Genomic DNA, 18,878 nt, shown 5'->3' with positions numbered 1-18,878 from the left:
AGGATTTTAAAGGAAAAACGAATTTAAAGATCCCTTTTTTCAAAGAGAATACATATGAAAGCAGTTTCAGTAGTTACTATAAGAAAAGAATTAAAACATAAGTCTAGCGAAGAACTTGCCGAACTGTGCTTACGTCTCTCTCGTTTTAAAAAGGAAAACAAAGAACTCCTTACCTATTTGCTTTTTGAAGCAGATAGCGAAGCTGGTTATATAGAAACTGTAAAACAAGAAATCGACGAGCAGTTCGAAATTATAAACACAGACAGCTTTTTCTACATTAAAAAGAGTGTTCGTAAAATTCTACGAAACACAAAAAAATACATTCGCTATTCGCTTAACAAGGAAACAGAAGTAGAACTCCTACTCTACTTTTGTAAAAAGTTAAAAGCTATGAAACCTTCAATTTCTAGAAATACAACCTTAACAAATATCTACGATCGTAATATTGAAGCAATTGCTAAAAAAGTCTTGGCTTTACATGAAGATTTACAGTACGATTACACATCGGCTCTAGAGGATATGTAATATCTTAACTATTTAGATTCTATAATTAAGTAAACAGATGTACTATCGCCAACATTAAGCACTTCGTGTTCGCTTAACTCACTTTTAGACCAAGTAACACCGGTTGCAACCGGAATAGTACGTGTTCCTTTTGCATCTGTTATTTGAAAAGTACCTCCTGCTAAGGTGTAACCAAAATGTGGTCTATGGTAATGTTTTTGGTGTCCTACATTTGGAGGAAATGTACATTTTAAAATACGTTGCTTTTTAGTTTCGTTTAAAACTTCACATACCTTTTTACCTTCCCAACCTGCCTCTAAAGGATCTGGAAGTGTTTGTACAGATTTGCAAGAAACCATTAGTATTATTAATAAAAATATAGATTTTTTCATAGGACAAAACACGTCGCAAAGCTAAGTGCGCTATTAAGTTTTACAAGTAAATTAGTCTTAGTTTTATTAAAGACTGTTTTTCTTTTGTAATTAATTTAAAATTCTAACTAGTAGTTCTTTCAATAAATCTTTTTGTGGTACAGCATTAGAGTTAACACCTTTACTTTTTAAATCGAATTCACGAATAGTAGCAATAATACCACTTACTTTTCGCATTGGAAACTTACGTGCAGCATCTAAAAATTCGTTAACAAAATATGGGTTTACTCGCAATGCAGAAGCTACACTTCTTGGCGATTTATCTGTCATACCATGCAACTGTAACAATTGTGAAAAGAAATTAAATAGTAACGCAACAGTAACTACCATTGGGTTATCTTTTGGGTTATCTCCAAAGTAGTTAATAATTTTAAATGCTTTCGCATCGTTACGAGCGCCAATGGCTTTTCGTAATTCGAAATTATTATAGTCTTTACTAATCCCAATATTTTCTTCAATATGCAAAGGCGTAATTTCTGTGCCTTGTGGTAAAATAATCTGAAGTTTTTCTAATTCATTATTAATTTTACCTAAATCTGTACCCAAAAACTCAACTAACATTTGTGACGCTTTTGGATCTATTTTATAGCCTTTTGTAGACAATGTACGTCTTATCCAATCCGGCACTTGGTTGTCGTAAAACTTTTTACTCTCGAATACAACACCAACTTTTTTTATTGTTTTATAAACAGCCTTACGTTTATCTACACTCTTATATTTATAACAAATAACCAAAACTGTAGACGGTTGCGGGTTTTTAGCATAATCTGCTAATTTATCGATAGTACGTGATAAATCTTGAGCTTCTTTTACAATAACAACTTGCTTATCTGCCATCATTGGAAAACGCTTAGCATTACCAACAATATCTTCTATGGTAACATCTCTACCATACAAAACCATTTGGTTAAAGCCTTTCTCCTCTTCTGCCAACACATTGTCTTGAATAAAATCTGAAATTTTATCAATGTAATATGCCTCTTCTCCCATTAGTAAATAAATAGGTGCAAGATTCTTATTCTTTATGTCTGTAACTAGTTTTTTAACCTCGTCCAAAGTAGTATAAATTCCAAATTAAATAATTCCAAATTCCAAAATTGAACGAATAAATAGTCCTTGTTATTTGGTTTTTGATTGTTGAAGCTTAACTTTGAAAAAACTATAAATTGCTTTGATGCAAGTACTCAATTTTCCGAAGTTTACGTTTCGTTTCAAAAATAGCGAAAATAAAGTATCTATATTCGATGCTATTCGTAAAAAGTTTGTGATTCTACAACCCGAAGAATGGGTAAGACAGCACTGTGTTCAATATTTAATGGATGTAAAGGGTTACCCTAAATCACTTATAAACGTAGAAAAAGAGCTTAAAGTCAACGATTTAAAAAAGCGTTACGACATTGTAATTTTTAATCCTGATGGTAGTATTCACTTAATTGTAGAGTGCAAAGCACCAAAAATAAAAATTAAACAAGATACTTTTGACCAGGTGGCTCGCTATAACCTAGCGCTAAACGCAACATACCTTATGGTAACAAATGGATTAAACCATTATTATTGTGTTATGGATTTTGAAGCTGAAAAATATGGTTTTCTAGAGGATATTCCGGATTACAGTTAGAAGTTGGAAGTTGGAAGTTGGAAGTAAAAAAAACAAATTAACAGATTAAACAAATATTTTTTTTGAAAATAGCAGTAGTCATATTAAATTGGAACGGAAAAGCGCTTTTACAAAAGTTCCTTCCTTCTATTATCGAACATTCTCAAGAAGCAACTATTTATGTCGCTGATAATGCATCTACAGATGATTCTATCGCTTTTGTAACTTCTAATTTTCCTGAAATAAAAATTATTAGAAACAAAGAAAACGGAGGTTATGCTAAAGGTTATAATGATACTTTAAAGCATTTAGAAGAAGACGTTTTTTGTTTAGTTAATAGCGATATAGAAGTTAGCAAAAACTGGTTAAGCCCAATATTAAACGCTTTTAAAACTGAAACTAATACTGCCATTATTCAGCCTAAAATATTAGACTTTAAAAACAAAACACATTTTGAATATGCTGGTGCTGCTGGTGGTTTTATAGACAAATTTGGCTATCCTTATTGTCGCGGACGCATTTTTGATACTATTGAAGAAGACAAAGGACAATACAATACTAATTCTGAAATATTCTGGGCTTCTGGAGCTTGTTTTTTTATTAGAAAAGACGTTTTTAATACTTTAAATGGTTTCGACGAATCGTTTTTTGCACACATGGAAGAAATTGATTTGTGCTGGAGAGCATTTAATTTAGGTTACACTACTAAATATATATCAGAATCTACAGTCTATCATGTTGGAGGTGCCACTTTAAGTACAACCAATCCTAAAAAAACATATCTAAATTTTAGAAACAGCCTTGCTACACTTACTAAAAATGCTTCAGGTAATATTTTTATACTACTTTTTACTAGATTGACCTTAGATGGTTTAGCAGCCTTTAAATTTTTAATAGAATTTAAATTCGTTCACATACTAGCAATTTTAAAAGCACATTTTAGCTTCTATAGTCGTTTACCTAAATTATTAAAACAAAGAAAACAATTGCAAAAGAAAACTAATTATTACAACGTAAAATCTGTGGTATGGTCATATTTTGCAACTAAACACAAACGCTTTACCAATTTGTAGTTCATTTAGCAAAAATTTTGTTAATACTTCTTTTAACATTTTAAAATTATCTACTTTTGACCTGTTTAAATTTAATTTTATTCTATAATGATTATGAAAAAACTAATGATATTTAGTGCAGTAGCACTATTAACTTTAAGTTCTTGTGTCTCTAAAAAAGACTTTATGGCACTTGAAACAAAGCAAAAAGAAACTCAAGACCTTTTAAATACAGCAACTGTTAAACTAAATAGCTGTTTAGCAGACGAGGCAGCCTCGGCTGCACGTATTAAAGAGCTTCGTGAGCGCTTAGCAGACATGAAATCTAATAATTTAGCTTTAATTGAAAGTACTAAAGACATGACGGTTTTAACAACGCAAGGTGCTAAAAACGTTGAGAAGTCTTTAGAAAGCTTAAAAGAAAAAGATTTACGTATTACAAGATTACAAGATGCGTTAACTAAAAAAGATAGTGTAACACTAGCTTTAGTAACTAGCTTAAAGAAAGAAGTTGGTTTAAATGACGAAGACATTGAAATTAATGTTGAAAAGAGCGTTGTTTTTATCTCTTTATCTGACAAGTTATTATTTAAAACAGGAAGCTATAACATTAGCGATAGAGCAAACACTATTCTTGGAAAAGTAGCTACTGTAATTAACGGTAAGCCAAATTTTGAAGCAATGGTAGAAGGCCATACAGATAATGTACCTTATAACAGAGGTGGTGTTTTATTAGACAACTGGGATTTAAGTGTTAAACGTAGTACTTCTATTGTAAGAGCTTTACAAGAGTTAGGTGTTAAACCAGAACAATTAATTGCTGCAGGTCGTGGAGATCATTTACCTTTAGTAGCTAACGACTCTCCTACAAATAGAGCAATAAACAGAAGAACTAAAATTTACATTTTACCAAAAATTGATCAGTTCTATGAAATGATTGAAACGGAAATGAAAAGCTTATCTGAAGGGAACTAAACTCTTTAATAGTTATAATAAAAAAGCCCAATCTTGCGATTGGGCTTTTTCTTTTTTACTAATATATTTAATTATATGTCCATACCGCAAGTTCGTTACCTGATGGATCTAAAAATTGAAATCGACTACCGCCAGGAAACATAAAAATATCGACTTTAATTTTTCCTCCAGCATCTATAACATTTTGCTTTGCTTCTATTAAATTCTCATGATAAAGTACGACTAATGCTCCATTAACAATTGCATCTTCCGTTTTTTCGAAACCTCCATCTATTCCAGATTCATTTTTAGAAAATGAAGTATAGTGCTCTCCATAATCTGTAAATTTCCAACCAAAGACTTTAATATAAAATGCTTTAGTAGCTTCAAGATTGCTTGCTTTTAATTCTATGTAGTTTACTGTATTGTTTGCGGGTGTCTTCATCTTAAAAAATTTCTAAACTGCCTTTACCTTCCCTTACAACTACTGGTTCTTCATTAGATAAATCTACAATTGTAGAACCTTCGTTTCCTCCATAACCACCATCTATAACAAGGTCTACTAGCTTATCCCATTTTTCAAGAATTAGCTCTGGATCTGTAGTATATTCTAAAATTTCATCGTCATCTCTAATAGATGTAGACACTAACGGATTACCTAAAGCTTTTACAATCTCTAAGGTTATATTATTATTAGGAATACGTATACCAACCTCTTTTTTCTTTTTAAAAACAGATGGTAAAGACTTAGAACCTGGCAATATAAAGGTATAAGGACCTGGTAATGCTCGTTTTAAAATTTTAAAAGTAGAAGTGTCAATCTGCTTTACATGATCGCTTAAATTGCTTAAATCGTGACAAATAAAAGATAGTTTTGCTTTTTCTAGCTTAACACCTTTAATTCGTGCAATACGCTCTAAGGCTTTATTGTTATTAATATCGCAACCTAAAGCATAAACAGTATCTGTAGGAAAAATTATTAATCCTCCTCTTTTTAAAACGTTTATTACTTTTTTAATCTCCTTAGGATTAGGGTTTTCTTCGTAAATTCTTATAAAATCGGCCATAATATGTAACTTACATTAATGTTTACTAAAGTAAATACTTATTTGTTTATGAAAAAAATATCTGTTCATTATTTATTTGTTTTATTACTAGTTAGTTGTGTTGTTTCATGTTACTAAACAACAGTCACAAAGTGAATAACGATAATACTAAAATGATTTAGAGTATTGTTGGCTTAATAAGTTTGATAGACACCAATAGATCAATTAATACTTTACTTTCTATCTCAACGAAGAATACCGTTGGGTTGGACCACACTTATTTAATACATGAACCAAACTGAAGTCTTTTTTTTAAGTTCAATAAAAAAACTAAAAATCTTTTAATTCTTCTTTCGAAAATTCAAGTGCTTTTAAAATTTTATTTTGCCCATTTACAATACCATAATTTTGCTTTTTTCTAACCATAAATATTTCATCATTATTATGGTTTAAGCCTTTATAATTGATACTTAAATACTGAAAAGGAACAAGGATTTTATTTTGTGCATTAATAACACCATATTTCCCGTTTTTACTAACTATAAATTTTCCTTTTTTAATATCGTCTTCATCTAAATTAGACTCGCAATACAGTATAGAATCGTACACGTTTGGGACTACCATCTCTTGAGTATAATTCATAACACCATATTTACCATCTAATTTAAAGCCAAAGAAATCTTTATTATAGAGTAATTTATGTTCTCCAAAATGGTCGCTATAAGTAGGATATTTTAAACCAATATCTTCAAATTTTGGCTCTATGGTTAGCGTATTAGTAATCATGCCAACCTTATTATTATCGTAAATTAAATATGAGATTGTATCATTTCTGTATTTTGATAATGAATCGAATAAATCTAAAACATAATCATACTTAATTGGTACAATAGTTTCGTAGTTTTTATTCATAACACCACGCTTACCATTATATACAATTGGAAAACGTCTCCATCCATAATTGTACATCTCAATATAATCTTTATCTAATTCTTTTTTAATTAGACCTGATGAAGGCTCGCTTTCTGTTATTTTATGTTTCTTATCGAAAGCTATAGGTTGCCATTTATTATCTCTTTTAATAATATAGCTTACTATACCTGAAGATTTGTAGGAAGTTAATACAGAATCTATTTCGTATGGAATAATTAGCTTGTTTTTATTAGTATTGACTAAAGCCCATTTGTTTCCTTTTTTCTGAAATTCGATACCTACATTTTTAAGTCCAAAAAATTTACTCGAATATGCTGGTATCTTAGAAGAATCACCAAAAGCTACACTATGTTCTTTATGCGCTTGTAAAGCTTCTTTAGTAAAAACTTGAGCTTTGATAGTTATAAATGAAAATAAAAAAAATGAGAATATTAATAGTGTCTTATCCATTTTCATAACCTACATAACAGTTTTTAAGCCAATAAGTTTATTATTATAAACATATTGGCTTAAATATTTTAAACATTAATACCGTTTATTAATTCAATTTAAACTTTTAATCTGAGAAAAATAAGCCTTAACAAGTGGCTTAATAATTAAAAATCTAATTAACGCGTACGTGTACGTATGCGTTCTAACTTAGCAAAACGAAGTAATAATTTCTTTTTACCGCCAAACTCAAAGTCAATTTCAGCTTTAACATCTGCACCTTTTCCTTCAATGCTTAATACTTCTCCTCTACCAAACTTTAAATGCTTTACATTCATTCCTACAACAAGGTCTTCCGTTTTTATGCTTAAACGCGAATTCTCGCTAGCACTTGCAACTACTTCAGCTTTTGTTGGTGCTTCAATTTCTGAAGCTTTTTTCATTTTCTTTGGTACGCTTATCTCGAAATTTACAGGTTCTTTCTTCTTTGCCACTTTCTTTTGAAATTTTGGTTGTACTGCTTTTTTAAATCTTATTTTATTTGGTGGTGCATCTCCAAATATATCTGCTGATAACATTGGGTTAATGCGACGCTCTTCTATAGGTGTTGTAATATCTAGAAACTTATCGTCGATTTCTTCTATAAAACGACTTGGTTCTGAGTCTACTAACTTTCCCCAACGGTATCTAGACAAAGCATAAGTTAAATATGCTTTCTTTTCTGCTCTGGTCAAAGCTACGTAAAATAATCGTCTTTCTTCCTCTAGTTCGCTTCTGTTGTTCATACTCATGGCACTTGGAAACAAATCTTCTTCCAATCCTACTACAAAAACATGATTAAACTCTAGTCCTTTTGAAGAGTGAATAGTCATTAATGCCACATGGTTTGGATCGCCTTTATCGCCATCTAAATCTGTTGCCAATGCTACATCCTCTAAAAACTCTGCTAAATTATCTTTAGAATCGACAATTTCCATTTGTCCTTCAACAAAATCCTTAATACCGTTTAATAATTCTTCTACATTCTCTAAACGTAAAACGCCTTCTGGAGTACCGTCTTTATTAAACTCTCTTATTAAGCCAGTAGTTTTTGTAACATACTCTGCTAAATCAAAAGCATTTGCTGTTTGATTCATGACTTGGAAACTTTTAATAAGCGTTACAAAATCTCTAAGCTTATTTTTAGTACCTCCATTTATATTTATATCTACGGTATCTATATTCTCCAGCAAACCAAAAATGGTTTTACCAGATTCGTTAGCAGCAACCATTAATCTATCTATAGTTGTTTGGCCAATACCACGTCCAGGATAATTGATTACACGTTTTAAAGCCTCCTCATCTGAAGTATTTAAAATTAAACGTAAATAAGCTATAACGTCTTTTATTTCTTTTCTTTGATAGAAAGATAAACCTCCATAAATACGGTAAGGAATACTCCTTTTTCTCAAAGCTTCTTCCATAGCACGTGATTGCGAATTGGTACGGTATAAAATAGCGAAATCACTGTTTTGCAAGTGGTTTGTCATTTTTTCTTCCCATATAGTACTTGCTACAAAACGTCCCTCATCACCATCGGTTAAAGAGCGGTTAACTTGTACTTTATCTCCATCGTCGTTAGCCGTCCAAACTACTTTATCTAATTTTGTTTGGTTATGCTCGATAACAGAGTTTGCTGCACCTACTATATTTTTTGTAGAACGGTAGTTTTGTTCTAAGCGATACATTTTAACATCGGCATAATCCTTTTGGAAATTTAAGATGTTATTAATGTTTGCACCACGGAAAGCATAAATACTTTGTGCATCATCACCTACCACACAAATATTTTGAAATCTATCTGCTAGTGCTCTAACAATTAAGTATTGAGAATGGTTTGTATCTTGATACTCATCAACCAATATGTATCTAAATTTGTCTTGATATTTTCTTAAAACCTCTGGAAAACGTGTTAATAACTCGTTGGTTCTTAACAACAAATCATCAAAATCCATTGCTCCAGCTTTAAAACAACGATCAACATAATTTTTGTAAATCTCACCCATTCTTGGTCTGCGAGCCATAGCATCTGCCTCCATTAAGTCTGGATTTTTAAAATATGCTTTTACCGTTATTAAACTATTTTTATATGAAGAAATCCTGCTATAAACCTGCTTAGTTTTATAAATATCTTTCTCTAAGCCCATCTCTCTAATAATAGAGCCCATAAGTTTTTGAGAATCTTGTGTGTCGTAAATTGTAAAGTTACTTGGGTATCCTAAATGGTGTCCTTCGAAACGAAGAATTTTAGCAAAAACAGAGTGAAAAGTTCCCATCCACAGGTTTTTTGCTTCTCCATCTCCTACTATCTCTGCAATTCTGCCTTTCATTTCCTTAGCAGCCTTGTTTGTAAAAGTAAGTGCAAGGATGTTAAATGAATCTACACCTTGGTTCATTAGGTAAGCAATACGGTATGTTAACACTCGTGTTTTACCAGAACCGGCGCCTGCAATAATAATCATTGGTCCATCCTTTTGAACTGTAGGCTCGTATTGTGCTTCGTTTAACTGACTTAAGTACTTTTCCAAAATTGCTTGTTTTTTTAAGGTTACAAAAATAACCAATGTAACTGTTTTAATCCCTTGTATTTGTTAATAATTATAAACAATTAGTTATCTTTTTTACCATCACCTGCCATTGCCGATAGTAAACCTGCTTGAGTATTTTTCCAAACAAAATTAAAAACCGACTTTGTTTTATCTCTTGTTACCTTTTTAGTATTACTCTTTCTAAAATGATCTGGTTTGTTATTACTATTCTTAGAAACTAATAAATTAACTAATCCTGAGAGCAGTTTGTTTTTTTCTTGACCATTCTCTTTCAATATTATAACATCGAATTTATTGTACTTTGTTTCTAAATCTATTTTTGATGTTGTTGAATTTCCATCTATAGTAAAATAGGTTTTAATTAAATCTCCTTCTAATTTTAAGTTTAAGTTTGGTTTCATAAACTCGTTTAGACTATCTGCATTAAGGTTTCCTAAATCGGCTTTAAAAACAAAATCATCATTAACATTGTTAACATTAAAAGACCACTCTACTTTTAGCGGAGTATTATCCATAAAATTACAATTAATATCAATTTTAGTTTTATCTGTATCAAGATAAGTATTGCTAATTTTAGTCAGTTTTGCATTAAAAGCAGTAAAATCTAGCTTACCAGCAACATGCTGTGCTTTTACTTTTTCTTGATAGCCTATTGTTCCGTTTAAAACAGTTATTAAATCTATATTTAATTTAAAATTTAAGTCTCTTAGCATTTTACTATACAAATCTTTTTCTACTAAATCATCTGCAACAAGTTTATCTCTATAAATGTTAAACGTTGGATTATTAATGGTAATACTATTACACTCCACGCCTATTAGCTTGGTGTTAGAAAAGTCTAATTTTTGATTTTTAATTTCAATTTTAGGAATTTCTAAATCAAAATAATCGCGCTCTACTTCTATTATTTTAGAAAGCTCTTTTTTAGAGTATTTTGTTTTAAGCTTTAAGTTTGATAAAACCACTTCATTATTATCAATACTTAAATTATCTACATATAAATTTTCATATTCACCTACTTGGTGTTTAATATCTTTTATAATTAAAGAGGACGTTTCGAAATTGAATAAAGCACTTGACTTTGTAGATGTGTCTTTACTAAAATTAGTCATTAAAAAATCGATCTTATTAACTTCACTAATTATAGAATCATTTTCAACATTATAAACTTTTAGTTGCCCTTTATTAACAGCTATATTTTTAATGTTTATGGTCTGATTTAATTTAGACAAAATAGATTGACTCCCTTTGTCTGTATCTGTCAATTTATTATAATAATGAGTAACCTTTGGTGCATTAAATTCTACATTATCAATACTTAAAGTGCTATTAAAAAAGTAGTCCCAATAGCTAAATCCTTTTACAGCTAGAGATTGCATATCCACTTGCGCATTAATTTCTTTTGTTGTTTGTCCTTTAATGGTTAATAAAGGTTTTTTAAGGTTAATGTCTCCGCTTAAAAGGTTAATATCTACATTTTCATACATTAAAGAAATATGCTCTGGCAAACTAGTTAGATTCTTTTCTAGTTTATTTTTAACTACAGATTTAGTTATAATTAAGCCTGCTATTAGCAGACTTATAAAAAGTGTTAATCCTATAAATATTTTTCTATTTTTATCTGGCATTCTATAAAGATAAAGCTAAGTCTCTTAATTACAATAACATTTAAAATACCTTTAACAATGGCTATTATCCTTAGCTATTCTTTTTAGTTTTATTCAATTATTTATAATCTAAATTAAAGATTATCCTTACTTTTGATTTAAAATTTATATAAAATATGGATACATTTCTAACTTTTATTTCTAGTATCTCTTGGTGGTTGTGGATTATCATAGTAATAGCTATTGTAGCGCTTCGAGACGTTTTTCAGCGTAGTCACACTATTAGCCATAACTTCCCAATTGTTGGACATATTAGGTATTGGTTTGAAAGTATTGGACCAGAAATTCGCCAATATTTTGTAGCCAATAACAGAGAAGAATTGCCTTTTAATCGTATAGAACGCGGTTGGATTTATGCTTCTGCAAAAGGAGAAAATAATTATGAAGGCTTTGGTACAGATCGCGATATTTATGCACATCAGCATATTTTTATTAATAATGCAATGATCCCTTATAAGTTAGCAGAAGACCACGTTAACAACAAAGACAAGTACTTTTTACCTTGTGCAAAAGTTATAGGCGCACATAATAAACGTAGAAGACCTTATCGTCCGGCCTCTATTATTAATGTCTCTGCAATGAGTTTCGGGTCGTTATCTGCCAGAGCAATAGACTCACTTAATAAGGGTGCTAAAATGGCTGGAGCATACCACAATACAGGAGAAGGCGGCTTATCTCCTTACCATAGTAATGGTGGAGATGTAGTTTTTCATTTTGGAACAGGCTATTTTGGTGTTCGTGCCGAAGATGGTGGTTTTTCTATGGAAAAGATGAAAAAACTTGTTGAGGATAATCCGTTTATTCGCGCTATAGAATTAAAACTTTCTCAAGGTGCAAAACCTGGAAAAGGAGGTGTTTTACCTGGAGCAAAAATAACTCAAGAAATTGCAGATATCCGTGGTGTTGAAGTTGGTAAAACCGTTTTATCGCCTCCAAATCACAAAGCATTTAATACTATTCCAGAAATGGTTGATTTTATTGAAGCTATAGCTGAAGAAACCGGATTACCAGTTGGTATTAAAGCAGCCATTGGAAAATTAGAACAATGGGAAGAGCTTACAGATATTATGAAAAACACAGGAAAAGGTCCAGATTTTATTACTGTTGATGGTGGTGAAGGTGGAACTGGTGCAGCACCTCCAAGTTTTGCAGATCATGTTAGTTTACCTTGGGTTTATGGTTTTGGAGATTTATATAAATTATTTCAAAGAAAAGAATTAGAAAAACAAGTGGTTTTTATTGGTAGTGGTAAATTAGGATTCCCTGGTAAAGCAGCGATGGCTTTTTCTATGGGAGTTGATGTTATTAATGTTGCTCGTGAAGCCATGATGAGCATTGGTTGCATACAAGCTCAAGTTTGCCATACTAACAAATGCCCTAGTGGTGTTGCTACGCAAAGTCAATGGTTACAGCGTGGTATTGATGTACCTTTAAAATCTGAACGTGCTGCACAATACTTTAAATCGTTTAGAAAAGAATTTATAGAAATTACACATGCTGCAGGTTATGAGCATCCTTGTGAATTTAAAATGAGTGATATTGAAATAAATGTAGATGATCACAACTTATCTTCTGAACTTAGTGTTACTTATCAATACAAAAAAACACCTGTACCTTTTAATGGTATGCAATCCTTAAAAGATTGTGAGTATTTAGGTGGATATTATAAGCAAAAAATAAAAATCTCAGATTAAATTTATCTGATTTTCTCAAAAAAACAAAAGCCATTTCCGTAAACAGAAATGGCTTTTTACTTATATATTTAAACAACACTTTAATTATCTCTTATAACGTGTATGGTTATAGAAAGTGACCTTACTACTCCTTGATTGTCTGTATAAGTTCCATTAATAGTGGCATCAATATAATCTCCTACGTTTCCATAATTAGATAAATTTAACTGCAAATTAGTTGGTATTGAATAATCTAAATCTATACTCGATGCTTCGAAACCAAATTGATCTAGCGCATAATTACCAGGCGTTATAGTGTCTGATCCAATATAAAAATAACCATTACTAGCCTGTGCACTTATTGAAAACCCAACGCCTTGCTGATATTCACCTGCACTTAAGTTCGTTAAATAATATTCTGTAGCATTATTATCTACCTGCAAGGTTATAAATTCTGAAACCGTTGAGCATGCTATTATATTCCCAACATTTATATTACTAAAGTTAAATGGTAATACTGTAGTGGTTTGGAAAGTATCAAAATCTACACCTTCTAAATCAAAACTAGGTAACGAAGGACATTGTATAACACTTAAAGAAAAACTTCCATTTGTAACATCTACAGCTGCATATTGACTACCATAAATTAAAGCTGTGTAACCATTTACAACATTATTATTAGAGCAATTAACTAGATTACCAGTAACGACTACCGCACTAACAGTTGACATAACAACATCTCCATAATTAGTATTTGTAGAAAACGGACCAACTGTAGTACTAAACACCTCTAAGCCACATAAATCGAATGCTTTTAAAGTTAACGTTTCGTTTGCCGGAATTAATCCACATACTTCTCCATCTCCATTAGAAAATCCTACTCTACCATAAGTTGCTCCACTTCTCCATAATTCGGTTTTTACATTAGATAAAGGTATATTAGAACTGTCTACAATATTTAAACATAATGTTACTGTAGGAAACTGTGCATCGCAATTCCACCATGAAAAATGTGAAACTTCACCAATATACTTACCTCCTATTAAATTAGCTTCACCATCTTCTACCCAATATCCATTTACCTCATCGAAATGCCATAATGGTATTGTTGAAGGTGCCACACTAGTTTGTGCAGGATCTACAGGCACTTCGATTTCTGCTACATGACCATCGGCAATATTTAATTTCTGTCCAGAATCTCCTTTTAATTCTACATTTAGCATACCGTAAGTTTCTAATAAACGCTCATCATCATTAGCATTTACAGCTTGTAAGTTACCAGGCATAACAGCTTCTACATTAGGATTTGCAGGATCTAAATGATACATATAAACATCTACATTACCCGAATAGGCACTACCGCTTTCATCTTTAAAAGCACCATCAAAACTTACTTTAGTTCCGTTACTTAAAGCAACTTCACTTGCTACTCCAGATGCAACGGTACCTGCTAAATTCTCAGCGACAAGCATAATACTAATATTGTTGGTACCCTGTGTTGGTACAACAGATCGCATGCCTTTTAAATAGCCTGATTTCTCTGCTGTTATAAATGCTTGTCTTTCTTTAACGGTAGCATTATCAATCATAAAAACACCATTAGCATCTGTAATAGTTGTTTTATTTCCTATTGAAATATTTACATTGTCTAGTGGCACAGAAGATGCATTGACTATTCTACCCATAAAATCACGTTGAATAGTAGAGCCTTGGTCTATTACACCTGCATTAGATTCGTTATTAGTTGATGGAATATCTACGCCTTCATTTTTTTCGCATGAATTAAAAAAAGCGAAACAGACTAGCACTAATGCTAACATTACTTTCGAAGTTGTTCTTTTAGTTTTCATAATTTTTCTATTTAAAAGATTAATATTTAATTATTCAACCTTATATAAAAACAAGCTCCTTTTTGTTACCCTTAATAAAAATTATTTTTAATTTTTATTAATTAAAAAGTTCTAAAAATGTCTTTTTATTAGATCTCGAGATAGGTATACGTTGAGAATCTTCTAACACAAGATAGCCTTCGTTTTCAAAGTGCCTTACCTTTTCTAGGTTGATAATATGCGATTTATGGCATTTAAAAAATGTTCTACTTAGTAATTTTTCAAACTTTCCTAAGTTATAAGAACTCATTATTGTTTTGCCATCGATTAAGTGAATTTTTGTATAACCATCATACCCTTCTAAATGCATTACTTCTTCCTCCGGTATAAAAGACATGCCTTTTTGAGTTGGTACAATAATTTTATTGCTTGAAATAGTGCTACTTAATAGATTTACGAGTTTATGGTTATTTTCTATATCACTTTTTGTTTTTACTATATGTAATGCTTTGTTAACGGCAGTTACTAACTCTTCATCATCTATCGGTTTTAAAACATAATCTACTGCATTTTGCTTAAACGCATCTATTGCATATGCGCTATAAGCTGTAACAAAAATTACCTGAAAATCTACTGTTTCTAATTGCGATAATAAATCGAAACCATTAATTCTAGGCATTTCAATATCTAAAAACACTACATCTGGTTGCTGTTTTTGTAATACTTTAATAGCTTCTTCTGGTTTTTGAAACGTGTTTTCTATTACAATATCTGGAAATAACTTTCCTAATTTTTGCTCTAATCCTTTTAGGTTAGAGATTTCATCGTCTATTAATATTGCCGTTACTGTACTCATGAATTAAAGTTGCTTAATAATAAATGTCGACCTATTTCCTTTATCGTTTAAATTAGGATGTAATTCTTTTTCCGAATAAGATATTTCCCAATACCCTGATTGATTTAAATATTTAAGTCTATCTACCAAAACGTTAGAAGATTTTACTTTCCTTTTTCCTCTTTTCTTAGTATTTATAAAACCTACGCCATCATCTATAACCTCAACTTTAAATTGTTTGCTATTTAAAGCTTTAAAATTAATGGTGACATTTCCATTTTCCATTTTATTAAAGATACCATGATTTATTGCATTTTCTACAATGGGTTGTAAAAGCATCGTTGGCAGCATAATTGTTTTGTTTTTTAAATTTTCATCCAAATTAATAGTATATTCAAACTTATCTTTAAAACGTAATTTCTCAATATCAAGATAATTAGTTAGTAACTCTATCTCACTTTCTATGCTAATCTCTTTTTCTTTAGACCATTCAAAAAACTGCCTAATTAGTTTAGAAAACTTAACCAAATAAGCTTCTGATGCTTCCATTTGGTTGTTGTTAATGTAATATTGAATAGCCGCTAAAGAGTTAAACACAAAATGTGGATTCATTTGTGAGCGTAATGCACTAAGTTGCAATTCGCTAAAACGTTTCTCTTCAATTATTTTTTTATTTTTCTTAACCTGTACACGTCTAATTAGCAACCAAGACATATAAACAATTATAATTACGACTAATAAAACAGATGCTATTTTAAACCACACTGTTTGCCACCATAAAGGTTTAATGGTGAAGTTTAAGCTTTTGATAATAGCATTAGATTGGATTTCTAGTTCGTATTCTCCTGGCTGAAGATCGTTAAAATTAATAGTTTTCACGTTAGAGTAAATCCATTCCTTTTGAATAGGTTCTAATCTATAATTATATAAAAGATTAGAGTTGCCTTCTGAAAAATCCAAACTTGAAATTGAAACATTCATACTATTATTTTTTACATAATCTAAAACAGCATCACAAGATGCTACAATTGCTTGATTATTATACCTAACATTTTCAAAATAGATATCTAATAATTGAGAGTTATTTTCTTTGTTTTTAGGTAAAATAGCGATGCCGTTATTGGTGCTCACTATAAGCTCTTCTCCTTTAACAATAATACCACTTACACTATTTGAAGGCAAGCCATCACTTTTTGTAATTACTTCTTTTAAATTATAATTGTTATTTATCTTCTCGTATTTTAAAACTCCAGATTCTGTAGCCAACCAAATGGTTTCATTTTCTAAATAAGAATTATTTACAATTAAAAACTCTGAGTCTGGTAACTGTTTAATTGTTTTTAAGTCTGAAATAAAGGCTCCAAATCCATCGGTATTTATTAAAACCTCTTTCTTTGAAGCTTTAGTTATTTTTAAAATAGATTTATTAAATTCTTGATTAGAGAAATTAATGGGCTTAAATTCACCATCCTTAAAAAACTTTAAACCATTAGATGTCGCTACTAACAACTTATTGTTAAAAACAAACAAATGGTTTATTCCGCTTTGCGCATAGCTTGCTTCAACATTAAAACTGTTTGGATTAATTTTATTTATACCAACGGAATACACACCGTACAAGTAATCGTTAAAAAATACTAACTGTCTCGCTTTATCATTAACGTTATATAATCCTGAATCGACTTTAACCTCTTTAATTATATTGTTTTTAACTGCTTTTAAATGTCTTTTAGAAATATAATACTCCGTCCCCAATTCATTAATAAAAGTTGCATTATAGTTATAACTGTCCTCATTTATATATGGAATAAATTCACCTTTTAAAGTATCGTATTTATAAAAGCCTTTACTAAAAACATTAGCTATAATCTTATTATTTACATAGCTTACATTTGTAATACTATTATTTACTAAACAATAATTCACATTTTGTTTCTCTATTGGTAATTGGTAAATACCATCTGTAAAAGTAGCTAGCCAAATAGATCCTATTTTATCGAAAAAACCAAAGTGAGCCTTTAAGTTATTGGGTATAAAATATTTCTTTTTAATATGTAAGTTTTCATCTAAAACACCAATAAAACCTTCTCCCGAAACTTGTATTTGATTATTAATTAAATTTAATCTTACATGTTTAGATTTTTCAATTCCAATTTCATCTTTAAACGTTCTTTTATATAGCTCTAAAGTGTTTAGGTTAATAATATTATACTGCTTATCGTTTACCCAATAAAAAAGACTGTCTGTAATTTGACCTCTAATATGAATTTTCTTTAAAACATTATTAAAATCATACTTTTTAACTGTTCTATTGTTTTTATCTTGAATTATAAGCGAATCTAATAATGTGGTTGTTTTAAAATATGAAACCTTAGGATGCTTTAAATATCTTACAGCATCTAAGCTACCAAGTTTGTTTTCTTGTATTAACCTCCATTTTTCGTCTTTTAAAACGTGGGTTTTATTGGTACTTGTTAGAAAAATATCATTTCCAATTTGACTTGATAAAATAGGATTAAATATTTCTCCTTTTTCTTCACTTTCGAAAGCATGTACACTATCGTTTTCTATATATCCAAGTTTAGAAGTTTTAGAAAGGTACCAAACTTTACCATCTGGTGTTGGGTAAATTCCCCAAACATCGTTATTAGCCAAACCATCTTTTGTAGTAAACTTTTTAAAATCGCTTCCATTATACTTTACTAAACCTTTGTCTGTAGCAATCCAAATAAAACCTTTTACGTCTTGCACCATCTTATACACATGGTTACTTGGCAAACCGTCTTTTGCTGTATAATTTGTAAACTGTTGCGTAAACGAAAAATGCCATATCAGGATGAATAGTAAAGTGATATGGCGTTTTATAGTGTTCAATTATAATGGTTTAGTTTAATAACAAAAGTAATGGTTTTATTGTTGTAGTTAGTCTGCTCTCATCATCACTAAAACCATAGATTTATAACACGACAACGATTTAAAGCAATAGGTTTTCAATTTCTTATTATCATTTTAGTTCTTATTATCGTTATAAAATTTTAAAGCTTCATGAAAAGGAAATCCAAAAAAAGCATCTCTACCTTCATAATGAATAACCTTTACTCCATCTGAGATATCATTAAGGAAAATAATTTTATAGAAATTTTTACCATCTAATTTTCTTCCGTTTATTAAATAATATTTTACAATTTCTGTTTTTTCAACTTCAGTTAATTCACTTGCTTTTTCAATTTCTGTTTTATTTTCTAATGCCGTAGACTTGCTTTCATTTTTACAACTAAAAATAAGCAAGCCCAAAAGCAGAAAAATATATTTTATTTTCATATTTGTTTACCTTATAATA

General features: G+C 30.4%; 16 protein-coding genes. 5 read left to right on the top strand and 11 right to left on the bottom strand.

The genetic code is table 11. From position 1 onward, the window contains the following. Window positions 1-54: 54 nt before the first annotated feature. Complete coding sequence (locus Q0935_RS11275; protein ID WP_299385944.1) at window positions 55-525, top strand: hypothetical protein; 471 nt, start codon at window positions 55-57, stop codon at window positions 523-525. An 8-nt stretch (window positions 526-533) separates the two neighbouring features. Here the strand turns inward: Q0935_RS11275 and Q0935_RS11270 are convergent, their stop codons facing one another. Further along, on the bottom strand, window positions 534-896 hold the full coding sequence (locus tag Q0935_RS11270; protein ID WP_299385942.1) for a cupin domain-containing protein: 363 nt from the start codon (window positions 894-896) through the stop codon (window positions 534-536). Between the two features lie 90 nt (window positions 897-986). Beyond that, complete coding sequence (holA, locus tag Q0935_RS11265; RefSeq protein WP_299385940.1) at window positions 987-1,991, bottom strand: DNA polymerase III subunit delta; 1,005 nt, start codon at window positions 1,989-1,991, stop codon at window positions 987-989. Window positions 1,992-2,109: 118 nt separating this feature from the next. Between holA and Q0935_RS11260 the strand changes: the two genes are divergently transcribed. The 3 genes from Q0935_RS11260 (at window position 2,110) to Q0935_RS11250 (ending at window position 4,559) form a co-directional block, all read left to right on the top strand. Beyond that, window positions 2,110-2,553: a type I restriction enzyme HsdR N-terminal domain-containing protein gene (locus tag Q0935_RS11260; protein ID WP_299385937.1), complete on the top strand. Its 444-nt coding sequence runs from the start codon at window positions 2,110-2,112 to the stop codon at window positions 2,551-2,553. A 62-nt stretch (window positions 2,554-2,615) separates the two neighbouring features. Further along, window positions 2,616-3,605, top strand: a complete 990-nt coding sequence (locus Q0935_RS11255; protein WP_299385935.1) for a glycosyltransferase family 2 protein — start codon at window positions 2,616-2,618, stop codon at window positions 3,603-3,605. Between the two features lie 93 nt (window positions 3,606-3,698). Beyond that, the gene (locus tag Q0935_RS11250) at window positions 3,699-4,559 is read left to right on the top strand and encodes an OmpA family protein (RefSeq protein WP_299253712.1); all 861 of its coding nucleotides are present in this window, start codon (window positions 3,699-3,701) and stop codon (window positions 4,557-4,559) included. Between the two features lie 67 nt (window positions 4,560-4,626). On the opposite strand, the gene Q0935_RS11245 is transcribed toward Q0935_RS11250, so the two are convergent. The 5 genes from Q0935_RS11245 to Q0935_RS11225 all read right to left on the bottom strand — a co-directional run bounded on the left by Q0935_RS11245 (window position 4,627) and on the right by Q0935_RS11225 (window position 11,162). Beyond that, entirely contained in the window at window positions 4,627-4,983 is a 357-nt protein-coding gene (locus Q0935_RS11245; RefSeq protein WP_299253709.1) for a VOC family protein, read from the bottom strand. 1 nt (window position 4,984) lies between these two features. Further along, a complete protein-coding gene (locus Q0935_RS11240) occupies window positions 4,985-5,605 on the bottom strand; it encodes an L-threonylcarbamoyladenylate synthase (protein WP_055436728.1) in 621 nt (206 codons plus the stop codon). A gap of 309 nt (window positions 5,606-5,914) precedes the next feature. Further along, a complete protein-coding gene (locus tag Q0935_RS11235; protein WP_299385932.1) occupies window positions 5,915-6,967 on the bottom strand; it encodes a WG repeat-containing protein in 1,053 nt (350 codons plus the stop codon). 158 nt (window positions 6,968-7,125) lie between these two features. Further along, on the bottom strand, window positions 7,126-9,513 hold the full coding sequence (locus Q0935_RS11230; RefSeq protein WP_299385930.1) for an ATP-dependent helicase: 2,388 nt from the start codon (window positions 9,511-9,513) through the stop codon (window positions 7,126-7,128). A gap of 80 nt (window positions 9,514-9,593) precedes the next feature. Further along, window positions 9,594-11,162: a hypothetical protein gene (locus Q0935_RS11225; protein ID WP_299385927.1), complete on the bottom strand. Its 1,569-nt coding sequence runs from the start codon at window positions 11,160-11,162 to the stop codon at window positions 9,594-9,596. A gap of 155 nt (window positions 11,163-11,317) precedes the next feature. Here Q0935_RS11225 and Q0935_RS11220 point away from each other — a divergent pair, with 155 nt between their 5' ends. Further along, entirely contained in the window at window positions 11,318-12,895 is a 1,578-nt protein-coding gene (locus Q0935_RS11220; RefSeq protein WP_299253694.1) for an FMN-binding glutamate synthase family protein, read from the top strand. Window positions 12,896-12,975: 80 nt separating this feature from the next. Here Q0935_RS11220 and Q0935_RS11215 read toward each other — a convergent pair whose 3' ends face one another. The 4 genes from Q0935_RS11215 to Q0935_RS11200 form a co-directional block, all read right to left on the bottom strand. Continuing rightward, window positions 12,976-14,724 (bottom strand): hypothetical protein, encoded by a 1,749-nt coding sequence (locus Q0935_RS11215; RefSeq protein ID WP_299385925.1) that lies wholly within the window; start codon window positions 14,722-14,724, stop codon window positions 12,976-12,978. Window positions 14,725-14,821: 97 nt separating this feature from the next. Continuing rightward, entirely contained in the window at window positions 14,822-15,559 is a 738-nt protein-coding gene (locus Q0935_RS11210; RefSeq protein WP_299385922.1) for a LytTR family DNA-binding domain-containing protein, read from the bottom strand. Between the two features lie 3 nt (window positions 15,560-15,562). Beyond that, on the bottom strand, window positions 15,563-18,412 hold the full coding sequence (locus Q0935_RS11205) for a sensor histidine kinase (protein WP_299385919.1): 2,850 nt from the start codon (window positions 18,410-18,412) through the stop codon (window positions 15,563-15,565). 135 nt (window positions 18,413-18,547) lie between these two features. Beyond that, window positions 18,548-18,859, bottom strand: coding sequence for a hypothetical protein (locus Q0935_RS11200; RefSeq protein ID WP_299385917.1), 312 nt, complete (start codon window positions 18,857-18,859; stop codon window positions 18,548-18,550). Window positions 18,860-18,878 lie beyond the last annotated feature (19 nt).

This window comes from uncultured Lacinutrix sp. (assembly GCF_947500605.1).
Lineage (GTDB): Bacteria > Bacteroidota > Bacteroidia > Flavobacteriales > Flavobacteriaceae > Lacinutrix.
The sequence above is the reverse complement of the archived record's forward strand: the minus strand, read 5'-3'. Positions and strand labels throughout refer to the sequence as shown.